This is a genomic window from Thioalkalivibrio sp. (assembly GCF_007692535.1).
GTDB lineage: Bacteria > Pseudomonadota > Gammaproteobacteria > Ectothiorhodospirales > Ectothiorhodospiraceae > Thioalkalivibrio.
On the sequence record NZ_REBW01000181.1, the window covers coordinates 1 to 20,749 of the forward strand.

Genomic DNA, 20,749 nt, shown 5'->3' on the forward strand with positions numbered 1-20,749 from the left:
ACGATGCCCACCAGCAGCATCACCCCGATCAGCGATTGCACGTTCAGCGTGGTGTCGGTCACCAGCAGTGCCAGTACCACGCCGATGGCCGCAAGCGGCACCGAGAACATCACGATCAGCGGATCGCGCAGCGATTCATAGAGACTGGCCATGACCATGTAGACCAGCAACACGGCGAGTAGGGTGCCGAGCATCAGTTCGGAGAACGCCGCTTCCTGTTCCTCGACATCGCCGCTGACCTGAAAGTCGATCTCGTCGGGCAGGGGAATGCTCCCGAGCTGCTCGCGGACCTCGGCGGCGACGTCACCCAGGGGGCGTCCGGCGATATTCGCGAACAGGGTGGTGATCCGCCCCTGTTCACGCCGTTGAATGCTGTCCGGCCCGATGGTCGGTTCGAATTCGACCAGGCTGCGCAGAGCGATGCGGTCGCCGTTGCTGCCGGCCACCGTGAGGTTCAGGAGTTCGTCCAGACGGCGCTGCTCGGCGTCCTGGATCTGCACCCAGATGCGCGACTCGGTCCCGCCGGCACGGAACTGGCCGGCGCCGGAGCCGCCCAGTGCCGTCTCGATCGTCTGTGCGATGCTGCGCACGTCGACGCCAAGATCGGCGGCGCGGGCACGGTCGATGCGGGTCGAGAACTCCGGTTGGCCGCCGTCGCCGCCCAGCCGGACGTCGGTCACGCCGGGGATCTCCTCGAGCACCCGGCCGAACTCGGCCGCGATCGCGTTCATGGTCAGCCGGTCGAATCCGCGGACATCGATCGACAGGCGCTCGTTGTCGTCTCCGCCCCCGAAGCCGCGGAAGAAGATGCCGCTGCTGGCCCGTACCCGAACGGTCACGCCCGGCGGCTGGCCGATGGCCCGGCGCAGGTCGGCGGCGATCTCCTCGCTGGAGCGGTCGCGGGATTCCCGGGGACCCACGCTGATGCGCATGTTCGCGGCTGCAGGCGAACCGGCCCGGAAGGCCGAGGCGCCGATGCTGGTCACCATGTTGGTGATCTCGGGCACGGTTGCGTGCGCCTGTGTCTCCATTTCCCGCATCACCGCGTCCAGGATCTCGAGCCGGGTGCCCGGTTCCATGGAAATGTTGACCCGCACGTCGCCCTCGTCCGTCGGGGGCAGGAACTCGGTGCCCACGCCGCGGAAGCCCAGCAACGCCAGCAACAATAGGGCAAGACTCGCGGCCACCACCCACCAGGGATGCGCGGATACCGGCTCCAGGAGCTGCAGATAGCGTTGCTCCAGGCGCAGGCGGGACGGCGCTCTCGGACGACCCGAGTGCAGGGCGGGCCGCGCCATCAGCATCGGGACCAGCGTCAGCGCGGCGATCAGCGACACGGCCAGGGCAAAGGCGACCACCGCGGCCAGCGGCTTGAACAGCTGGCCAGCCAGTTCCTGGGCGAAGAACAGCGGCAGGAAGATCGCCAGCGTCGTGAGCGTGCTGGCGACGATCGCCGACGAGACCTGACCGGTGCCGGTGACCGCGGCCTCGGTGATCCCCAGTTCCGGGCGCTCCTCGCGGTTGCGTGCAATGCTCTCGATCACCACGATCGCGTTGTCCACCATCAGGCCCACGCCCAGCGCGATACCGCCCAGGGTCATCAGGTTCAGGGTCAGGCCGCCAAAATACACCAGGCCGAAGGTGGCGATCACCGAGATCGGGATCGCCGCCGCGGCAACCAGGGTAAAGCGCAGGTTGCGGAGAAAGGCCAGGAGGACCAGCACCGCCAGTGCGCTGCCGTAGAGGATCGCACGCCCCAGGTTCGCGATGGAGCGGGAGATGTACACCGACTCGTCGCTGGCGGCCTGGATCGCCACCTGCGGGAAGTCGCGGTTCAGGCGCAGGATCTCCGCGCGCACCGCGCCGGCGACCTCGACGGTGTTGGCGTCGGCCAGCTTGCGGATCGCCAGCACCACGCCTTCCTCGTCGTTGACCCGGAAACGGCGCGTCAGGCGCTGGTGGGTGTCACGGATCTCGGCGATCTGGTGGAGGCGGATGGCGCCACCGTCGCCGCGGTGCACCACCGTCTGGGCGATCTGGTCGAGATCCTCGAACTGGGCCGGGGTGCGTAGCCGGAACTCGCGCCGGCCCTCGACGATCGGCCCGCCGGGGGTGACCACGCTGGCATCGCGCAGGGCGGTGCGCACGGTATCGAGTCCGATGCCGAGGGCCTGCAGCCGCTCCGGCAGGACCTCGACCCGGATTTCCCGTTCCAGGCCACCGCGGATGTCGATCCCCGCGACGCCGGGAATGCGTTCCAGGCGGGGGCCGATGCGGCTGTCGATCAGGCTGCGCAGCTGCACCGGGTCCAGCGTGCTGCCCACGCCAAGCAGCATGATCGGCGAAGCCTGCGTGTCGAAGCGCCGGACCAGGGGGCGGTCGGCGTCCTCGGGTAGCTGGTCGGCGATGCGCGCGAGTCGATCCCGCAGGTCGTCCACGGCCTCGCCGAGTTCGGTGCCCCAGGAAAAGCGCACCCGCACGTTGCTGTTGCCCTCGGCCGACGTGGAATCGATCCGCTGTGCCCCGGTGATCGCGGCCGCGGCCTGTTCGATGGGCCGGGTCACCAGCTGTTCCACTTCCTCGGGACCGGCGTTGGTGTAGGAAGTCGTGACCGTGAGCACCGGCCAGGTGATATCCGGCAGCAGGTCGACCGGAAGGCGGTTCAGCGCCGACAGCCCAAGCAGGATCACGATCAGGGTCACCATGCCCGTCATCACGGGGCGGTGGACGGTCAGCCGGGCGGGATTCATCGTGGTGCCTGCGCCGAATCCGGCCGCGGCTCCACTCCGCTCGTACGCTCGCCACCGGCAGTGGGCAGCCGCACCGGGTTGCCGTCCGAAAGTAGGTGCTGTCCAAGCGTCACGATGGTCCGTGGCAGCTCGGGTTCGATGATCTCCACCCATTCGCCGTCACGGATCCCCGGCGTCACCTGGTGCCGCCGGGCCAGTGGCGGGTCCGCCTCGGTGTCGATGCTGAAGACCACGAAGCCGTCGGCGCGTTGCAGCAGGGCATCGCGGGGCACCGCCTGTGCCTGGTCACGGCGGTCGAGGTCGATCGCGATCTCCACGAACATGCCGGGGCGTAGCCGGGAATCGGCATTCGGCACCTCGATTTCCACGCGGGCCTGACGCGAGGCCTCGCGGAACTCCGGGGCAATCCGGTCCACGGTGCCGTGAAAGAACTCCTCCGGCCACGCGGCGCTGCGCAGGCGTACCTTCTGCCCCGTACCCAGTCGGCCGTAATCCGCCTCGCTGACGAAGGCCACCGCGCGCAGGGGATCGAGTCCGACCAACGCGAGCACTGCGGTGTTCGCGCCGATCACGGCACCGGGGTTCGCCATCCGTTCCGCCACGTGGCGGGTGCCAAGTCCCTGCCAGTCAGCCTCGATGCGGGCGTACGACTCGCGGATCTCGGCACTGCGCAGCGCAGCGGTGCGTTGGCGCAGCTGGGACTGGGCAAGGTCGACGCGGGTCTGCTGCAGGACCGCCTGGCTTTCGGCAGCCTCGAGTTCGGCGGCCGAGGCGATGCCCTGGCTGCGCAGTTCGCGCGTTCGCGCGAGCGCCCTGCGGGCTGCATTCAGACTTTCCCGGGCCTCGGCCAGACTCGATTGGGCGACAGCCAGTTCCGCCTGCGACTGCAGCAGTTCCTGCTGGAATTCCTCGGCGTCCAGTTCCAGCAGCAGGTCGCCGGGTTCCACGGGATCCCCGATGTCCACCGCAATTCCTGCGATCCGGCCAGCGACCCGGGGTATGATCTCGAGCCGGCTGGACGCCTCCAGGGAACCGGACACATAGAGCCGCCGGACCAGGTCCCTGGCTTCCGTTTCCGCCGTCTCCACGGGGACTGGACGCACGTTCGCCTCCGAGGTGGCTCCGGTCGCCGGTGCGTCCCGGTCCAGCCAGAAGACGGCACCCGCGGCGATCAGGGCGCCCAGGGTCAGCAGGCCGAGCAGTACACGGGTCATCGCTGTCGTCGGGTTCCTTGTTTTCGTGCCGGGGCGCCAGTCTGTCACAGAGGGGTCATTCCAAGCCTGCACCATGGACCTGAACCCGCCGTGAAAGTGCGGACCGAGATGGGGCCGGGGCGGCGAAGCCCGTGGAGTGCGGGAGCTTGCTCCCGCTGTCGGCACCGGGGCCCGCCTGGCACTGCAAAGCGGGAGCAAGCTCCCGCACTCCATAAGTCTCGCACCCACCCATGGCGGCAAAGCAGCGTCGTCCCCGGCACGTCGGGTTACGCTACGCTAACCCGACCTACAGAACTTTCACGGTAAGATTCAGCGCAGGTGGTGAAGCCGGCGCGAGGCGGAGCTGATGAACGAGAATGGACGTACTTCCTGGCAGGACCTCGGTGGTTTGATCCGGTGGCTGGCATTGGTGCTGGTCGTGGCGGTGATCGGGGGCATGGTCACGCGCAGTTCGGTCGGGGACTGGTATCCGCAACTGGTACAGCCGGGGTTCGCGCCGCCGAACGCCGTGTTCGGCCCGGTGTGGACGATCCTCTACGTGATGATGGCGTACGCCGCGTGGCGCGTCTGGCGGGTGTACGGATTCGGAGGCGCGCCCTGGGCGCTCGGCGCGTTCCTGGTCCAGTTGGCCCTGAATCTGCTCTGGTCCATCCTCTTCTTCGGCTTCCAGCAGATCGGCTTGGCCCTGTTCGAGATCGTCGTGCTTTGGATCGCCATCCTCGTCACGATCGTGCTGTTCTGGCGCCTGGATCGCATCGCGGGGGCGCTGTTGCTCCCCTACCTGGCCTGGGTCGGTTTCGCGGGGTTTCTGAATCACGCGTTCTGGGTGCTTAACTGACTGGGTGCTTAACTGAGATGCAGGATTCAATGGCGTCTGCGATACCGCAAGGGCGCCCACGATGAACCCTCCGACGCTCGGTCTGCCCGCCTACGCGCGGATCACCGCGAACTACTGGGCGTTCACGATCACCGACGGCGCGATCCGGATGCTGGTGGTGCTGTATTTCCACCAACTGGGCTACAGCGCGCTGGAGATCGCGCTGCTGTTCCTGTTCTACGAGTTCTTCGGCATCGTGACCAACCTGACCGGCGGCTGGCTGGCGGCGCGGCTGGGGCTGAACACGACGCTGGTGTCGGGCACGCTGCTGCAGATCGGCGCGCTGCTGCTGCTGACGGTGCCCGAGGCGTGGCTGTCGGTGGCTTACGTGATGTTCGCGCAGGCGCTGTCGGGGATCGCCAAGGACCTGAACAAGATGAGCGCGAAGTCCGGCGTGAAGCTCGTCGCGGGAGACGTGCAGGGCCGGCTGTTCCGCTGGGTGGCCTGGCTGACGGGTTCCAAGAACGCCCTGAAAGGCCTGGGCTTCTTCGTTGGTGCGGTGCTCCTCTACACGGTCGGCTTCCGTGTCGCCCTGGTGATCCTGGCGGGGTTGCTGGTGCTGAGCCTCAGCCTGGCCGTACTGCGACTGCCGCGCGGGCTCGGCCGCGTCGGCGGCAAGCCGAAGTTCACCCAGATGTTCGCCAACAGTCCCGCGATCAACGTCCTTTCGGCGGCGCGCTTCTTCCTGTTCGGGGCGCGGGATGTCTGGTTCGTGGTGGCATTACCGGTGTTCCTGTCCGCGACGCTCGGGTGGAACCACCTGCAGGTCGGGGCATTCCTGGCGCTGTGGATCATCGGGTACGGCATCGTGCAGGCCGCCGTCCCGACCCTGATCGTGCGCAAGGGCCTGGATCCGACCGGTCTGACCGCCCGGGTCTGGGCGCTGGTGCTGATGCTGATCCCGGTGGGCATCGTGATCGCGCTGGAGACCGGCCTCGATCCCGGGCTCGTGCTGATCGTCGGGTTGGGCGTGTTCGGGGTGGTCTTCGCGATCAACTCCGCGGTGCACTCCTTCCTGATCCTGGACTACGCCGAGGCCGACCGGGTCGCGATGAAGGTGGGCTTCTACTACATGGCCAACGCCGGCGGAAGGCTGGTCGGCACCGTGCTCTCCGGCTGGATCTTCATGACCCACGGCCTGATCGGCTGCCTGATCGCCTCGAGCGCCTTCGTGTTCGCCGCCTGGATGCTGTCCTCGCTGCTGCCGCGGGGACCGGCACCGGGCCCGGGGGTTGTCAGGTCCTGAAGGATCGGAACGTCACAACTCGCGAATCGCCTGGACCACCCCTTCGTCATCCGGGTTCGCCCGGACCTTGAAGCCCAGCCGGCGCATCAGAGCACGCATGTGGGCGTTGCCGGCGATGATCTCGCCCTCCATCAGGTTGATGCCGCGGGACTTGGCCACCCGCATCAGGCTCTGCATCAGGTGGGTGCCGATGCCGCGGCCCTGCCAGTCGTCGGCGACCACGATCGCGAACTCGCAACTGCGCTTGTCGGGGTATGCGGTGTAGCGGGCCACGGCGACCTGGGTTTCCACACCGGGATCGGGCTCGACCACCGCGATCAGTGCCATCTCGCGGTCGTAATCGATCTGGGTGAAGCGGACCAGCATTTCCTGGGTCAGTTCGTGCACCGCCTGCATGAAGCGGAAGTAGCGCGATTCGTCCGACAGGCTGCGAACGAAGGCCTGTTCGATCTGCGCGTCCTCGGGGCGGATCGGGCGTACCGTCAGGGTGATGCCATCGGGCATCGGCCATTGCTCGACCAGGTGCCCGGGGTAGGGGTGGATCGCCATGTGCCCGTAACGATCCGTGGTGCTCTTGGGAAAATCCACCACGATCCGGGCGTCCACCGCGGCCAGCCCGTTTTCGTCGACGATCAACGGGTTGATGTCGAGTTCGATCACTTCGGGCAGTTCGCAGGCCATCTCGGAAATCCGCAACAACACCTGCTCCAGGGCGGCCACGTCGACCGGCGGCATGTGCCGGAAGCGCTGCAGCAGTCGCGCCACGCGGGTGCGCCCGATCATGCCGCGGATGATCGTCTCGTTCAGCGGCGGCAGGGCCACCGCACGGTCCTGCAGTACCTCGACGGAGGTGCCGCCCGAGCCGAAGCTCACCACCGGCCCGAAGACCAGGTCGCGCAGTACCCCCACCATCAGTTCACGGCCGTAGTGGCTGCGGTACATCCGCTCCAGCGTCACACCCTCCAGACGCGCCTCCGGCCGGGCCTCGGCCGCCTCCTGCATCATGGCCTGGAAGCTCTTGCGCACCGACTCGGCGGTGGTGATGTTCAGGCGCACCCCCCCGACGTCGGACTTGTGGGTGATATCGGGGGAGGCGATCTTCATCGCCAGCGGATAGCCGAGCGTGCTGGCGGCGACCAGCGCCTCACTGGCCGTGTGGGCCTGTACGGTCTGGGTGACCGGGATCCGGAATGCCGCGAGCACGGCCTTGGACTCCATGGTTCCGAGCGTCCGGCGCCCCTCGCCGAGGGCGCCCTCGATGATCATGCGCGCGCCCTCGACGTCGGCCGGGCTGCGGTCACTCAGCGGGCCTGGAACCTGGAGCAGCAGTCGCTGGTTGCGCTGGTGCGCGGTCAGATAGGCGAAGGCCTCGACCGAGGCCTCCGGGGTGATGAAGCTCGGCAGCCTCGCCGCGATGAAACGGGCCCGGGCCTTTTCGACCTGCTTGCCGCCCATCCAGCAGGCCAGGATCGGCTTGCTGTCCCGCCCGCCATGGACGCTCCGGATCACGACCTCGGCGGCGGCGTCGGAATCGGTCATGGCCTGGGGTGTCAGCATCGCCAGTACGCCATCGACTCCAGGATCTTTCAGACACGCTGCCAGTGCGGTTTCATACCGCGCGGCATCGGCGTCGCCGAGCAGGTCCACCGGGTTGCCGTGCGACCAGTGCGGCGGCAGCGCGGCATCCAGACGCTTCAGGGTCTCCGCGTGCAGTTCGGGGACCGCCAGGTCCAGTTCCACCGCCCGGTCGGTGGCCATCACCCCAGGGCCGCCGGCGTTGGTCACGATCGCAAGCCGGTTGCCGCGCGCCCGCGCGCCACTGGAAAGGATGCTCGCAGCCGAGAACATCTGCTGGACCGTCTGCGCACGCACCGCGCCCGCCCGCTCCAGCGCCGCATCGAAGACGTCGTCAGCGCCGACCAGCGACCCGGTGTGGGACATCGCCGCGCGCGAGCCTTCGAGATGACGGCCGGATTTGATCACGATCACCGGCTTCATGCGCGCCGCGGCGCGCAGGCCGCTCATGAAGCCGCGGGCGTTGCGGATACCCTCCACGTAGAGAAGGATGCTGCGCGTCTCCGGGTCCAGGGCCAGGAAATCCAGCAGGTCGCCGAAGTCCACGTCGGCGGCGTCGCCCAGCGAGGCGACGAGGGAAAACCCGATGCGCTGATCCTCGGCCCAGTCGAGGATGGCGGAGCAGATGGCGCCGGACTGCGACACCAGCGCCAGTTGGCCGGGAATGGCGCTGTTGCGGCTGAAGGTCGCGTTGATCTTGCGGGACGGACGCATGATGCCCAGGCAGTTCGGACCGATGATCCGCAGTCCCGTCTCGCGGGCCGCTTCGCGCATCCGGTCCTGCAGTCGGGTCCCGTCAGGGCCCTCCTCGCCGAAGCCGGCGGACATCACGATGGCACCCTGCACGTCGGCCTTGCCGCACTCCCGGATGATGTCCGGGATGGTCTCGGCCGGGGTGGCGATGATCGCGAGGTCGATGTTCCTCCCGATCGCGCCTACGCTGGGATGGCTCTTGCGCCCATGCACCTTCTTGTACTTGGGGTTGACCGGGTAAAGCTCGCCCTCGAAGCCCATCGCCAGCAGGTTCTGGAGGATCGTGGAGCCAACGCTCTCCGGTTGATTGCTCGCGCCGATGAGAGCGATGCTGCGCGCGGAGAGGATGCGGTTCAGGTAATGCGGGCCCATGCGTATTGGTCCATTCCGTCGTGCGTTTTGCGGCAGTGCAATAAGACTTGTGTATCGGGTCCTGCTCTAATAGTCAATGAAGCGGTCCGGTCGAGGCTCGACGATGGGCTCACATCGGGGGTCCGCGTTTCCAGGAACTGAAGCCATGAAAACCTTCTTCATCTCGCATCCGGATTGCGCGCTGCACCGCGCGCCTTCCGGGCATCCGGAATGCCCGGAGCGGCTGGCCGCGATCGACGACCAGCTCATTGCCTCCGGGATCGAGCCCTGGCTGCGGCACCGGGAGGCGCCGCTGGTCACCCGAGAGCAGTTGCTGCGGGTCCACGACGCCGAGTACATCGATGCCCTGGAGGCGGGGATCCCCGAGCCCGGGCACTGGGCGACCCTGGACGGCGGCGACACCTACGTGGGCGAGCACAGTCTGAAGGCGGCGCAGCGGGCCGCCGGGGGCGTCGTGCTGGGAGTCGATCTGGTCATGGCGCACTCCACGCACACGGCCTTCTGCTCGGTGCGGCCGCCTGGACATCATGCGGGGCGCGACTACGGCATGGGTTTCTGTCTCTTCAACAATGTCGCCGTGGGCGCGGCGCATGCGCTGGAGGCGCACGGGTTGTCACGGGTGGCCCTCGTCGATTTCGATGTGCATCACGGCAATGGCACCGAGGATATCTTCCGGGGCGATGCGCGGGTGCTGTTCTGCTCCAGCTTTCAGCACCCCTTCTATCCCAACACCGGTGCCGATACACGCAGCGACAACATCCTCAACCTGCCGCTGCCCCGGGATACCGACGGCGCGGCCCTGCGCAGCGTGATGGAGGAACGCTGCCTCCCCGCGCTGGAGGCCTTCCGGCCCGAACTGATCATGGTTTCTGCCGGTTTCGACGGTCACCTGGAAGACGACATGGCCAACTTCCGGCTGGTCGAGGCCGACTACGAATGGTTGACCGGCGAACTCTATGACATCGCCAAGCGTCATTGCGACGGCCGCCTCGTGTCCGTGCTGGAGGGCGGTTATGCGCTGTCCGCCCTGGGCCGCAGCGTCGTCGCCCACATCAAGGTACTCGCCGAGTCCTGAAGACGGTCACCAGTCCGCTCGGCGGGGTGGGCCTGCGGCCTCTTCCGCCCTGACTCTGATGGCCTCGGAGTGCGCCACCCCGAATGATGAAAGCGGAAGCCGCCTATGGAGTGCGGCGGCTTGCCGCCGCTCTGCGGAGCTGGGTTCTCCCCGGCGTCGAATAGCGGGAGCAAGCTCCCGCACTCCAAATAGCTGCTGGGCGGAGTGATGGGCTTCCGGAATCTGCTCTAGGATGCTGCGATTCGGGGCCAGTGCGGCGGGGCCGGGCGGGACGGCCCGGCGGTCACTCGTTCGACCGCTTCTCGAGCAGGGCCTGCATGCGGATCAGGCGTTCCTGGAGCATCCGGGTCTGTTCGCGCAATTCCGAGAGCTCCACGTGGAGGCTGGCGTTCTCCTCGTGCACCACGTGGGTGATCGTCTGTTCCTCGACCGCGACCTGGTGTTCGTGCATGCGCTGCATGGCGTCCACGATGATGGCGATGAAGAGATTCAGCACGGTGAAGGTCGCCACCAGGATGAAGGGTACGAAGAAGGCCCAGGCCCAGGGGTGTTCCTCCATCACCGGGCGCGAGATGCCCATCGACCAGCTCTCCAGCGTCATCACCTGGAACAGCGTGTACATCGACGCGCCCAGGGTGCCGAACCATTCCGGGTGACTGTCCCGGAACAGGCCGGTCGCGATGATCGCGAAGACGTAGAACACCAGGACCAGCAGGCCCAGAATCGACGCGATCCCCGGTATCGCCCGGAGCAGCGCCTCGACGATGAAGCGGAGCTTCGGGACCAACGAGACCAGGCGCAGCAGACGCAGCACCCGCAGCACCGAGAACGGCCCGGTGCCGGGAATCAGCGCGATGCCGACGACGAAGAAATCGAACACGTGCCAGGGGTTGCGCCAGAAGCGCAGGCCGTAGACGAACATCTTGGCCAGCACCTCGATGGTGAAGACGCTGAGGATCAGCCTGTCGGCGACGTTGATCACCGGGCCCGCAAAGGCCATCACCGTGCTCGACGTCTCGAGTCCCAGCGTGAGCGCATTCAGCAGGATCAGGGCTATGATCAGGCGCTGGGTGAGGTGGGCCTCGACCACATGGGTGAGGCGCATGCGCAGGATCGTTGTGAGCTCGCTCATGGGATTTTCGGTATATCAGCGGATACTGTTCGGCGCGCCAATGTAGGGCAAAGCCGGGGCCGCGGCAACGTGTTGGAGCGCGGGACGGGATCGCGATCCGGAAAGCGCCGCAGATGGTGAACTTGAAGCAAGCGGCATGATGCGGCGATAGTCGCCTCGGCTGGAGTCCAGGCTCGTCGGCAGGAATGCCCGCTGCCGCGGGACCCTTTGCACGGAACAGGAGAGTGGATACATGAAGAATCGGATGGGGGTTCGGCGCGCCTTGCTGGCGTCCTGTGTGCTGGCGTTTTCGGCGAGTGCCGGCGCCGGGGAACCCGTGCCGTCGGCGGCTGCGGGACAGGGACAGGCCGAGGCACAGTGGATCGCGTCGGACGCCCTCGTGGCGTTGCTGGACCAGACTGGCGCCAAGGCCGTTCCGGTCCGGCTGTCAGGCCTCTCGGAACGGGCTGCGACGGTTCGCGACGCCTGGCTGGAGGCGTTTTCGGCGCCGGATTCTTCGCTGCATCTGGACGGAGATCTGGAGGTCATCGAATCCGCGAGCGGAACCATCCGTCTTGTCATGCCTGGCGTTTCCATCCGCGCCCCGGACGCGTCGGAGGCAGCGCCGAGTCCCTTCGTCCTCGATCTCGGCAGCCTCGCGGCAGTCCTGGAACCGGTCGCGGAGGAGCGCTGGGCGGTCGTCTGGGAACTGCCCGAGAGCGCTCGGCTGCGCGACCAGGACGGCGACGTGGTGGGTGTCATGACCACCGATGAACGTTCCCTGAGGGGGCTGTGGGCGGCGGATCTCGGGACCATGCTCAAGGCGGATCTGCGTCTGCAGGGCCTGGATCTGCGGCTCGATCCGGAGGCGGTGCAGGGGTACCGGGAAGGAGACTGGAACGGGGCCGGCGGCGATCTGCCTCCGGACTCGGAACTGCCGGGAGGTCTGTCAGCGGAACGGCTGACCGTCACGCTGGATCTGGAGGAGCCGGAGCCCGGGGTGGTCAGTGGACCGCTGCGGCTGGCGCTGGATGACGTCGTCGTCGAGAGCCTGGAGGGTACACCGATGGCCCGCCTCGCCGCGCTGCACATGGGGGCTGACTACATGGGGCTGGATCTGCCCCGGCTGACCGCACTCTCGGAACTGGCGGCAGACCCGGAGTCCTTGATGCACCAGGATCCGGAGATAGTACTGACGGACCTGTTGGCCGCAATCGGCGGAGTGCAGACCCGTGTGGAGCTCAGCGACCTGGTCGTGGAAGGTCCGAACGGTACGGGTCAGTTGCGACTGCGCTCCGCTGCGGTCGACACGGGGCTCATGCCCTCCGAAGCGGACCTGCCGTTGAGCGATCTCCGGGGCAGTTTCCAGGCCCGCGGCTGGCGCTTCCACGACGAGGACAGCGCCATCGAGGTCGATTCCTTCGGCGTTGATATGCGCCTGGACCGTGTCGCTCCGGTCACCCTGTTGCGGCTGGGCATGCTCTCGATGTTGTCGGACGATGTCGCCGAGGCGGAACTGCTCGGGTTCTCACGCGAAATCCTCGGCGGCGTTGGCCTGGGGCTGTCCGTTAGCGGCGTCGCCGGTGTGATGGGCGCTGTGCCTGGCGTCGAGGCAGCGCCGTTCGGGCTCGAACGCCTCGAGTTCGGCGTCGGCCTGAGCGATCTCGATTCCCGCACGCCCGGCCTGTCCCTGTCCTATCGCCACCAGGGTCTCTCGGGCGATGCCACGGGCATGAATCCGATTCCCGAAGAACTCTTTCCGCGCGAGGTCTCGGTCGATCTGACCGCATCAAGCCTGCCGACGGGTACGCTGGCGGACGAGGCCCTGGCCAGTGGTGAGATGGGCGCCGGACCGGAAGCGATCTTCCTGGCGATGCTGGAGAACGCCACCCGCCTGGACATCAACGAGATCGTGATCGACCTGCCGATCGCCGGTCTGCGGTTCACGGGTCATGCCCATGCGGAGCAGGGCGAAGACCCGGAGCCGGGTATGCTGAGCGGAGCGGCGGAGATGGAAATCCGGGGACTCGACACCGTGGTGGAGTATGCGCTCGCCTTCAGCGGCAGCGAGGCGGCGCGCCAGCAGATCGTCGGTATTGCGACGATCCTCAAGCTGGCGAGCGAGAAGCGCTCCACCGACGATGGCGAGGTCCTGCATTTCTTCCGCGTCGAGGGCGACAGCCAGGGCAGGCTGGTGGTGAACGGCAACGATCTGGGCGCGCTGCTGATGGGCGGCACACCCTGACCCCGGATCAGGACTGAGGGTCCGGGTCCGGGGTGATGCGGGCCGAGAACCGGCGCATCACCCCGCGTGCCACGCGGTCCGCGGGATCGATCGTGAAGCCGGCGCGTTCCACGGTGGCCTCGGTGTCGCGGTTCGGGTGACAGCCGCCGGTGACCCAGGTCCATGCCGGCTGGACGCCGTCCTGGATCCGGGCGAGGGCGGGGTGGTTGTGGCGGACGTGCTCGATCATGCGGAGTTGGCCCCCTGGATGGAGCACCCGCCGGATCTCCGCGAGTCCGGCGTCCGGGTCGCGCACGCTGCAGAAGACCAGGCCGCTGACCACCGTCTGGAAGTGGTCCGGTGGAAACGGCAGCGCCTCGGACCGAGCGACCACCAGCGGCGTGTGGGGCGAACGGCGGCGGGCCCGGCGCAGGGCACCCAGATCGGGGTCCAGCGCGATCACCGCGCTGCCCGCCGGGTATAGCGGCAGGTTGCGCCCGGTGCCGCAGCCGACCTCCAGGATGCGGTTCTCGACGGTGCCGACCAGTTTCCGCCGCCAGCGCGCGAAACCCGTGACGTCCATCACGCTCATCAGCGCGTCGTACAGCCATGGAATGTGTTCGATCCCGCGCATGGCCCATAGGGTACGCCGGCTGGGTTTACTGATCCACCCGGAAGTTGACGGGTCCGGACCCGTCCGACCATGATGGCGATCAGGCAGCCCACCGGCAGGATGCATCCATGCGCCGCTTCGTTCTGGATACCAGCGTCTTCACCAATCCCCACGTGTTCGGTCAATTCGGCGAGGATCCCCAGGAGGGGCTGCAGACCTTCCTGCGCCTGGCCCAGCGCTGCCCGGCGGAGTTCTACATGCCGTTGTCGGTATACGAGGAGTTCCGCACCATGCGGGACCTCGAGGAACTCGCCGCGGATTTCGAGACCGTGGTCTGGATCCGTTCACCACGCCGCTTCACGCTGACGATTCCCAGCGACATCCTCTACGAGTTCATCGACGAGGTCCGTCACCGCATCGACCGTGGCCTGCGTATTGCCGAAGAGCACACCAAGCGCGCGGGGGCGGCCGCGGACATGCCCCCCGAGATCATCACCCAGTTGCGCGAGCGTTTCCGCGAGGCGATGCGCAAGGGTCTCGTCGATTCCCGCGAGGACGTCGACGCCGTGCTGCTGGCGCTGGAGCTGGACGCCGAACTCGCCAGCGCCGACCAGGGCATGCGCAAGCTCGGCAATCGGATGGGGATCAAGCTGGTCACGGCCGACTACCTGCGCCGGGTCATGGAGAACCTGGCCGAGGCCGAGTCTTCCCGGGGTGCGGGCAACTGACCGGGAGCGGAGGCCCGTTCAGTCGAACTGGATCGCGCCCGACAGGGCGGTGGACAATGTGCCGGTCATGCGATCGAAGACGCGCTCGAACGCGACGACCCAATAGCCGTCCTCCTCGTGCGGCGTCCCCGGGGCCATCCGGACGCGCTGACCCCCGGTGGCCGCCATGTGCGCGATGAAGTGCATCGCGTTGCGGTGTTCCCGGAAGCGGCAGCGGTAGCGGTGGCCCACCCGCCCGCTGTCGCGGCTGCGTTCGACGGCCCGGTCCAGCCCCGAGAGGAACGCGTGCCCCAGGCTGCGCTCCAGCTCCGGGTCGCCCTGCTGCCCGTGCTCGGTGACGAACAGGGCCAGGCGCATCAGGCGGTTGGTGAAGTACTCGGGAGGCAGGTCCAGCAGTTGTCCGCTGCAGACGTGGATGTCGGTGACGTTGGAGCGCCCGGTCACGTACTTGGCTCGGGTGTCGTCGAACTCTGCCTTCAGCACGAGTCCCTCCGCGCCCTCGCCGTCGAGTTGCAGGATCAGGGCGCGCAGGGCCTCCGTGTCCGCAGGGCGGAAGCGTCCGAAGATGCGGGTGCCTGGCAGCCCGTGCCGTTCGAACAGGCGCATTTTCTCGTTCTGTGCGAGGAATCCGGGCCGGCCCGCGCGCATCAGGTCGAACACGAAGAGCTGGACGTCGTGTTCGATGTGTGGGGGAGAGCCCTCGAGGTAGGGGTTGTCCGGTCCGGCGATCTCGGCGCATAGCACCAGATCCGGCTCGGCATCGAAGATCGACAGCGGCAGGAGATCGGGCAGACGGTCGGTGCTGAACGCGCAGACGAACCCGCCGCGGCTGAAGGCGTATATGCGGCCCTGGTGGCACAGGATGCGGACGTTGTAGCCGTCGATCTTTTCCTCCGCCCAGAAGTGGCCACGGAACTGCTCGCGCAGCCCGGCGGAAAGCGAATGAATGCGCGCGATCGACGGGTAGCCCGGGATCACGAGTCCGTCGGGCAGGAGTACGCTGCCTCTGGGATGACCGCCGAACGTTTCCGTCAGGCGGGCGTATTCGAGGTCCTCGAAGTGGTGCTGCTCCGCGCGTCCCTGGTTCAGCGCTTCGATCACATGCTGGTGGTCCATGCCCCAGTGTAGTGCCTGCCCGGTGGGGTTGGCACCCCCGCTGGAAAGCTGTGCGGGCCTGGAACCCGGGCCTGGGGCGCCGTACCGTCCCCACGGGCGTCGCGGCATGCTGCCGGGCCCCACGCAGGATGGTAAGCTTCGACTGTCAAAAATGGCAGGTGAACTGACATGAGCAAAACGGATGCTGCTGCGGGCGGAATTCCGCCCGAGGCGGTTGCCCTGCTGGAGGTGTACCAGGAACCGGCGGTGCTGCTGGGCCTCGACTACCGCATCCTGGCGGCCAACACCGCCTATACGAAGATCTTCGGGGACACGCCGGTGACCGGGCGACGGCGCTGTTTCGAGGTCTCGCATGGGTATGACGTCCCCTGTGACCAGGCGGGGGAGGAGTGTCCGTTGCGCGCGACCGTGGCGTCCGGACAGATTACCCGGGTGATGCACGTGCATCACACGCCGCACGGCGAGGAGCACGTGGATGTCGAGACTCGTCCCGTCGCCGGGGCGAACGGCCAGATGCGCTACATCCTGGAGATCATGCGGCCGACCCGGCTGGCCAGCGCCGAGCCCAGTGCCGATCGCTTGGTCGGGCGGTCACCGCCGTTCCTGCGCATGCTGGAACTGATGCATCGGGCCGCGCCCAGTGATGCGGCCGTGCTCCTCCTGGGGGAGACGGGTACCGGCAAGGAGATGGTCGCCCAGGCGATCCACGAATCCAGCCCGCGTGCCGACGGGCCGTTCGTGCCGGTGGAGTGTGCGGGACTCACGGAATCGCTGTTCGAGAGCGAACTCTTCGGACATGAGAAAGGGGCCTTCACGGGTGCCAACTCGCTGAAGACCGGGCTCGTCGAGTCCGCGCGCGGCGGGACCCTGTTCCTGGACGAGGTCGGCGACATCCCGATGTCCATGCAGGTCAAGTTGCTGCGCCTGCTGGAGACGGGGCGGTTCCGGCGCGTCGGCAGCACGGCCTCGCTGGAGGCGGACTTCCGGCTGATCTGTGCGACCCATCGGGACCTCAAGGCGCAGGTCGCGGCCGGCGAATTCCGGCTTGACCTCTATTTCCGCATCAGCGTCTTTCCGATCCCGTTGCCGCCCCTGCGCCAGCGCAGGGATGACCTGCCACTGCTGGTCCAGGCCCTGCTGAGGCGGCTGCGTTCAGCGAGGGGCAAGCGGCTCACGCGCGCTGCCTTCACCGCCCTGCAACAGATGGACTTCCCCGGGAACATCCGGGAACTGCGCAATGTGCTCGAGCGCGCGAGCCTGATCGCCGACGGGGATGCGATCGATGCCCCGGATCTGGCGCTGGAGCTTGCATTCCAGCCGGCCCGTGATGGCTGTCTGCCAGGTGACGACGTGGTCCCGCTGGCGGAACTGGAGCAACGCTACCTGGCGCGGGTGGCGGCCGATTTCCCGGGTGATCGCGAAGAACTCGCGCGCAAACTGGGTATCTCCGAGCGCACGCTCTACCGCAAGCTGCAGCGCATCGAACGGGATCGTCCCGACCACTGAAACCCGGATGGCCCCGGCCCGACGGCGAATGCGCCAGGGATGGGCACTCACTGCCAGAGAACGTCAGCAAACTGACAGATGTGGCGCCAATGTTGTGCGTTGTGCGTAAAAGATACACCTACATGCCTCAGGGTGAATATTCTTATACTTCAATATAAACAATCAACTACCGATTTCTTTGGAGTTCCACCGGAAACCGGCACGGAAAATGCTTTGTCTTCGGCGAGACAATTTTCGCCCTCGGGCGAACCTTCAACATCGGAGAGAAGCATGAAGATTCTGGTTGCATCGGGTATGGCCTCACTGACGATCATCGGAGCGATGCTGCTCGCCTATTCCATCTGATTGGCATGGTTGGGGCCTGCCGGGCGCAACGGCACCGCGATCCGCCGTAACGGTTTTGCACCACTTGCGCATGCGCGAATCTCCTCCATCGCGCCTTGACCGCCCTCCGGGGCGGTTTTTTTTGCCTGGTCGGGCTGCGCGCCCGCCAGCCGGCTGCTACCCTTCGGAAGCATGCCCCGGTGGCACCGGGGTCCCGCATCGGGAACCCGCCCCGGGTTGGCGATGCCTCAGGCGAAGGACTCCAACGGAATGGCAAGAAGGCTGTCGGTGATACGTGCGGCGAAGCTGGCGGGGGTTACACGCGCCGAGCTGCAGTCGCGGATCAAGCGCGGGGATCTGCCCAGCTTTGACGGCATGATTGGGGTCGAGGACCTGATGGTGCTGTACCCGGCGACCCGCCTGACGGACGATCGCGCGCTGGAGCGGGTGGAGCAGATCAAGGCGGATGCGTTGGGCAAGGACATTGCCGGCCGCAACCTCCCCGAGCCACGGGTGCTGGCGCGACGCCTGTCCATTCTTGGCCAGCAATTGACGCGCGCCCGGCAGCAGGCCGAGCATTACGCCGGCGTGCTGGAGTCGCTGGAGTCCCGTCTGCGGGAACTGGAGAAGAGTCCCAATGAAGACACTCGAGCGGTGGTGCAGGACATCAAGCTCGCACTGCAGAGCGCGCTGCACCACGAGCGGGTGGAGGGCTATGCCTCCGGGGCCAACGCGGACGGGGGTGTGTGGATGAGCGTGATGGCGCCGCAGGTGCGGCTGGTGCCTGACGACCATGAGTTCCTGGTCGAGGGCGCGGATACCGTGCTCGAGGCCGCGTTGCGCGCAGGGCTCTCCATCGCGTACGGCTGCAGCAACGGCAACTGCGGCGAGTGCAAGGCCCGGATCGTTTCCGGCGAAGTGCGGGAGGTGCGTCCGCATGACTTCGTGATCAACGAGTTGGAGCGGGACCAGGGATTCGCACTGCTCTGCTCGGTCGCCCCGGTAACCGACCTGGTCATCGAAGTTGGCGTTGCGCGCAGTCCGGACCAGATCGCGGTCCAGTCCATCGATGCCCTGGTGCGGGAGATCCAGCGGCCGGGTCCGCACGTGATGCTGCTCAGGGTGCAGACGCCCCGGACCCGCAGGCTGCGGTTCCTCGGCGGCCAGTATGCGCGCGTGATCGCCGAGGACGGGGCCGTCGAGGCCATGCTGCCGCTGGCCAACTGCCCCTGCGACGACCGCAACCTGGTCTTTCATGTCGCCGAGGACCGTGACGATCCCTTCGCCCAATATTGCTTCGAGCGCATGCGCAAGGGTGACCCGGTCGCTATCGAGGCACCCTTCGGCGACTTCGTGATCGGCGACGAAGCGGAACGGCCGCTGGTGTTTCTCGCCTGCGACACCGGGTTCGCGCCGATCAAGAGCCTGATCGAACACATGATTGCGCTCGACCGGATTCAGGGGATGCACCTGATCTGGTTGGCCACCGGAACCGTCGGCCAGTACCAGGGCAACCTCTGCCGCTCCTGGGAGGATGCGCTGGATCATTTCCACTACCGGCCGCTGCGGGTGAACGCCGCCAGCGATCCGCAGAACTGGTCTGCGGTGCTGACCGGTAGCCTGGCCCGGCTGGACCGACCCGAGGCCCGTGACTACTACATCGCCGGGCCGGGGCACTTTGCCGACCTGGCCCTCGAGGCGCTGCGGAAGCTGGGGGTTCCGCCGGAACAATGCCGCTCCCAGGTGATCCCGCCCGCGGGCTGAAGCGGGCGGTGGCGCCGTCTTCACGTTCCCGGACGCGGGTCCTCGATGCGGAGACGCCACCGCCGCGTCTGTCGATCATCATCCCCTGCCTGAACGAGGTCGCCCGGCTGCCGATGCTGCTGAACGACCTGGCCCCGCTACGGAGCGCGGGGCACGAGATCATCGTGGTCGACGGCGGCAGTCGCGACGGCACCCTGGAACAGGCTGCGCCCGGTGCCGACCGCCTGCTGCTGAGTGCCCCGGGACGGGCGCTGCAGATGAATGCGGGCGCCGCAACCGCCGGGGGCGACGCGCTCTGGTTCCTGCATGCCGATAACCGAGTGCCGCGCCGCGTGGCCGCAGAAGTTCTCGCGGCCCTGCAGGCGGGGCATGCCTGGGGCCGTTGCGGGGTACGCCTGTCGGGAGACGGCACGGTGCTGTGGGCCATCGCTGGAATGATGAACCTGCGTTCCTGTCTGACCGGAATCGCCACCGGTGACCAGGGGATCTTTCTCACCCGTTCCGCCTTCGACGCGGTCGGTGGCTTCCCCGGGATCGTGTTGATGGAGGACGTCGCGATCTCGCGGGCGCTCAAGCGCAGCGTCGGCCGCCCGGCCTGTATCCGGCCGCGGCTGGTCACCTCCAGCCGGCGCTGGGAGCAGCGGGGCGTGTGGCGCACGGTGCTGCTGATGTGGCGGCTGCGGCTTGCGTACTGGCTGGGGGCCGATCCAGCCGAGCTGGCGCGGCGCTATCGATGAGGACACTGGTCTTCGCCAGGGCGCCGGTGGCGGGGCAGGCCAAGACCCGCCTGATCCCTGCGCTGGGGGCGCACGGCGCTGCGCGCCTGCACCGGCGCCTGGTACGGCAGGCCCTCGCCGTAGCCTCGGAGGCCAGTCCCGGGGAGGTCGAACTTTGGTGCGCCCCGGACTGCCGACATCCCTTCTTCGCCGAGTGTGCGCGGGAGTTTGGCTGCTCCCTGCACGCGCAGTCGGCTGGCGATCTGGGCGAACGCATGTACTCGGCCCTGTGTGCCGGCCTGCCGGCCCTGCTGCTGGGCTCGGACGCACCTCGTCTGGGCGTCGACGCGCTGCGCAACGCGGGGCGGGCGCTGGTGTCGGGGAATGACTGCGTGTTGGTGCCTGCTCTGGACGGCGGTTACGTGATGATCGGGCTGTCGGCTCCGGCGCCCGGGCTGTTCCAGAACATGCCCTGGGGCGGGCCGGAGGTGCTCGCAGAGACCCGCCAGCGTTGTGCCCGACTGGGCCTGTCGCTGGTTGAACTCGCAGCCTGTTCCGACCTGGATCGCCCCGAGGACCTGGCTCTTTGCCCGCCGCACCTGCTGGACGGCCTGCCCCTTGCGAAACGGCGCTGACAGGGTTTCCGCGCTAACTTTCATGACCCTGCGCCACCCCTGGCGATGAAAAGCCGCAAACTGTAGGTCGGGTTAGCCCGAAGGGCGTAACCCGACGCGTCTCGCACCCACCCATGGGCGCAACATAGCGTCTTCCCCGGCACCCCGGCA

16 protein-coding genes are annotated in these 20,749 nt (G+C 67.4%); 9 read left to right on the forward strand and 7 right to left on the reverse strand.

What is annotated here, in order from left to right:
- Positions 1-2,750, reverse strand: a 2,750-nt coding sequence (locus EA346_RS10475; RefSeq protein WP_296758333.1) for an efflux RND transporter permease subunit, incomplete at its 3' end; no start/stop codon positions are given.
- Positions 2,747-3,964, reverse strand: a complete 1,218-nt coding sequence (locus EA346_RS10480) for an efflux RND transporter periplasmic adaptor subunit (protein ID WP_296758334.1) — start codon at positions 3,962-3,964, stop codon at positions 2,747-2,749. The genes EA346_RS10475 and EA346_RS10480, both read right to left, overlap by 4 nt.
- 346 nt (positions 3,965-4,310) lie before the next feature.
- Here EA346_RS10480 and EA346_RS10485 point away from each other — a divergent pair, with 346 nt between their 5' ends.
- Positions 4,311-4,802 carry a TspO/MBR family protein gene (locus EA346_RS10485; RefSeq protein WP_296758335.1) on the forward strand — a complete coding sequence of 164 codons (492 nt, stop codon included), beginning with the start codon at positions 4,311-4,313 and terminating at the stop codon, positions 4,800-4,802.
- A gap of 61 nt (positions 4,803-4,863) precedes the next feature.
- Complete coding sequence (gene arsJ / locus EA346_RS10490; protein WP_296758337.1) at positions 4,864-6,087, forward strand: organoarsenical effux MFS transporter ArsJ; 1,224 nt, start codon at positions 4,864-4,866, stop codon at positions 6,085-6,087.
- Positions 6,088-6,099: 12 nt separating this feature from the next.
- On the opposite strand, the gene EA346_RS10495 is transcribed toward arsJ, so the two are convergent.
- Entirely contained in the window at positions 6,100-8,787 is a 2,688-nt protein-coding gene (locus tag EA346_RS10495) for a bifunctional acetate--CoA ligase family protein/GNAT family N-acetyltransferase (protein WP_296758339.1), read from the reverse strand.
- A gap of 145 nt (positions 8,788-8,932) precedes the next feature.
- Between EA346_RS10495 and EA346_RS10500 the strand changes: the two genes are divergently transcribed.
- The gene (locus tag EA346_RS10500) at positions 8,933-9,862 is read left to right on the forward strand and encodes a histone deacetylase family protein (protein WP_296758340.1); all 930 of its coding nucleotides are present in this window, start codon (positions 8,933-8,935) and stop codon (positions 9,860-9,862) included.
- A 283-nt stretch (positions 9,863-10,145) separates the two neighbouring features.
- Here EA346_RS10500 and EA346_RS10505 read toward each other — a convergent pair whose 3' ends face one another.
- Complete coding sequence (locus EA346_RS10505) at positions 10,146-10,994, reverse strand: ion transporter (RefSeq protein WP_296758343.1); 849 nt, start codon at positions 10,992-10,994, stop codon at positions 10,146-10,148.
- 232 nt (positions 10,995-11,226) lie between these two features.
- Between EA346_RS10505 and EA346_RS10510 the strand changes: the two genes are divergently transcribed.
- The gene (locus EA346_RS10510) at positions 11,227-13,218 is read left to right on the forward strand and encodes a hypothetical protein (protein ID WP_296758344.1); all 1,992 of its coding nucleotides are present in this window, start codon (positions 11,227-11,229) and stop codon (positions 13,216-13,218) included.
- A 7-nt stretch (positions 13,219-13,225) separates the two neighbouring features.
- Here EA346_RS10510 and EA346_RS10515 read toward each other — a convergent pair whose 3' ends face one another.
- On the reverse strand, positions 13,226-13,831 hold the full coding sequence (locus EA346_RS10515; protein ID WP_296758345.1) for a class I SAM-dependent methyltransferase: 606 nt from the start codon (positions 13,829-13,831) through the stop codon (positions 13,226-13,228).
- Positions 13,832-13,938: 107 nt separating this feature from the next.
- On the opposite strand from EA346_RS10515, the gene EA346_RS10520 reads away from it, so the two are divergent.
- Complete coding sequence (locus tag EA346_RS10520) at positions 13,939-14,538, forward strand: RNA ligase partner protein (protein WP_296758346.1); 600 nt, start codon at positions 13,939-13,941, stop codon at positions 14,536-14,538.
- A gap of 18 nt (positions 14,539-14,556) precedes the next feature.
- Here the strand turns inward: EA346_RS10520 and EA346_RS10525 are convergent, their stop codons facing one another.
- Positions 14,557-15,654: an RNA ligase gene (locus tag EA346_RS10525; protein WP_296758349.1), complete on the reverse strand. Its 1,098-nt coding sequence runs from the start codon at positions 15,652-15,654 to the stop codon at positions 14,557-14,559.
- A 168-nt stretch (positions 15,655-15,822) separates the two neighbouring features.
- On the opposite strand from EA346_RS10525, the gene EA346_RS10530 reads away from it, so the two are divergent.
- Positions 15,823-17,160: a sigma-54-dependent Fis family transcriptional regulator gene (locus tag EA346_RS10530; protein ID WP_296758350.1), complete on the forward strand. Its 1,338-nt coding sequence runs from the start codon at positions 15,823-15,825 to the stop codon at positions 17,158-17,160.
- 149 nt (positions 17,161-17,309) lie between these two features.
- Here EA346_RS10530 and EA346_RS10535 read toward each other — a convergent pair whose 3' ends face one another.
- Positions 17,310-17,474: a hypothetical protein gene (locus tag EA346_RS10535; RefSeq protein ID WP_296758351.1), complete on the reverse strand. Its 165-nt coding sequence runs from the start codon at positions 17,472-17,474 to the stop codon at positions 17,310-17,312.
- 280 nt (positions 17,475-17,754) lie between these two features.
- Here EA346_RS10535 and EA346_RS10540 point away from each other — a divergent pair, with 280 nt between their 5' ends.
- From EA346_RS10540 to EA346_RS10550, 3 genes are read left to right on the forward strand one after another with little or no spacing between them, the layout of a single operon-like run.
- Positions 17,755-19,248, forward strand: a complete 1,494-nt coding sequence (locus tag EA346_RS10540; protein WP_296758354.1) for a 2Fe-2S iron-sulfur cluster-binding protein — start codon at positions 17,755-17,757, stop codon at positions 19,246-19,248.
- Between the two features lie 8 nt (positions 19,249-19,256).
- Positions 19,257-19,985, forward strand: coding sequence for a TIGR04283 family arsenosugar biosynthesis glycosyltransferase (locus EA346_RS10545; RefSeq protein WP_296758355.1), 729 nt, complete (start codon positions 19,257-19,259; stop codon positions 19,983-19,985).
- Positions 19,982-20,599, forward strand: a complete 618-nt coding sequence (locus EA346_RS10550) for a TIGR04282 family arsenosugar biosynthesis glycosyltransferase (protein ID WP_296758356.1) — start codon at positions 19,982-19,984, stop codon at positions 20,597-20,599. The genes EA346_RS10545 and EA346_RS10550 overlap by 4 nt, the downstream gene beginning before the upstream one ends.
- Positions 20,600-20,749: the final 150 nt, after the last annotated feature.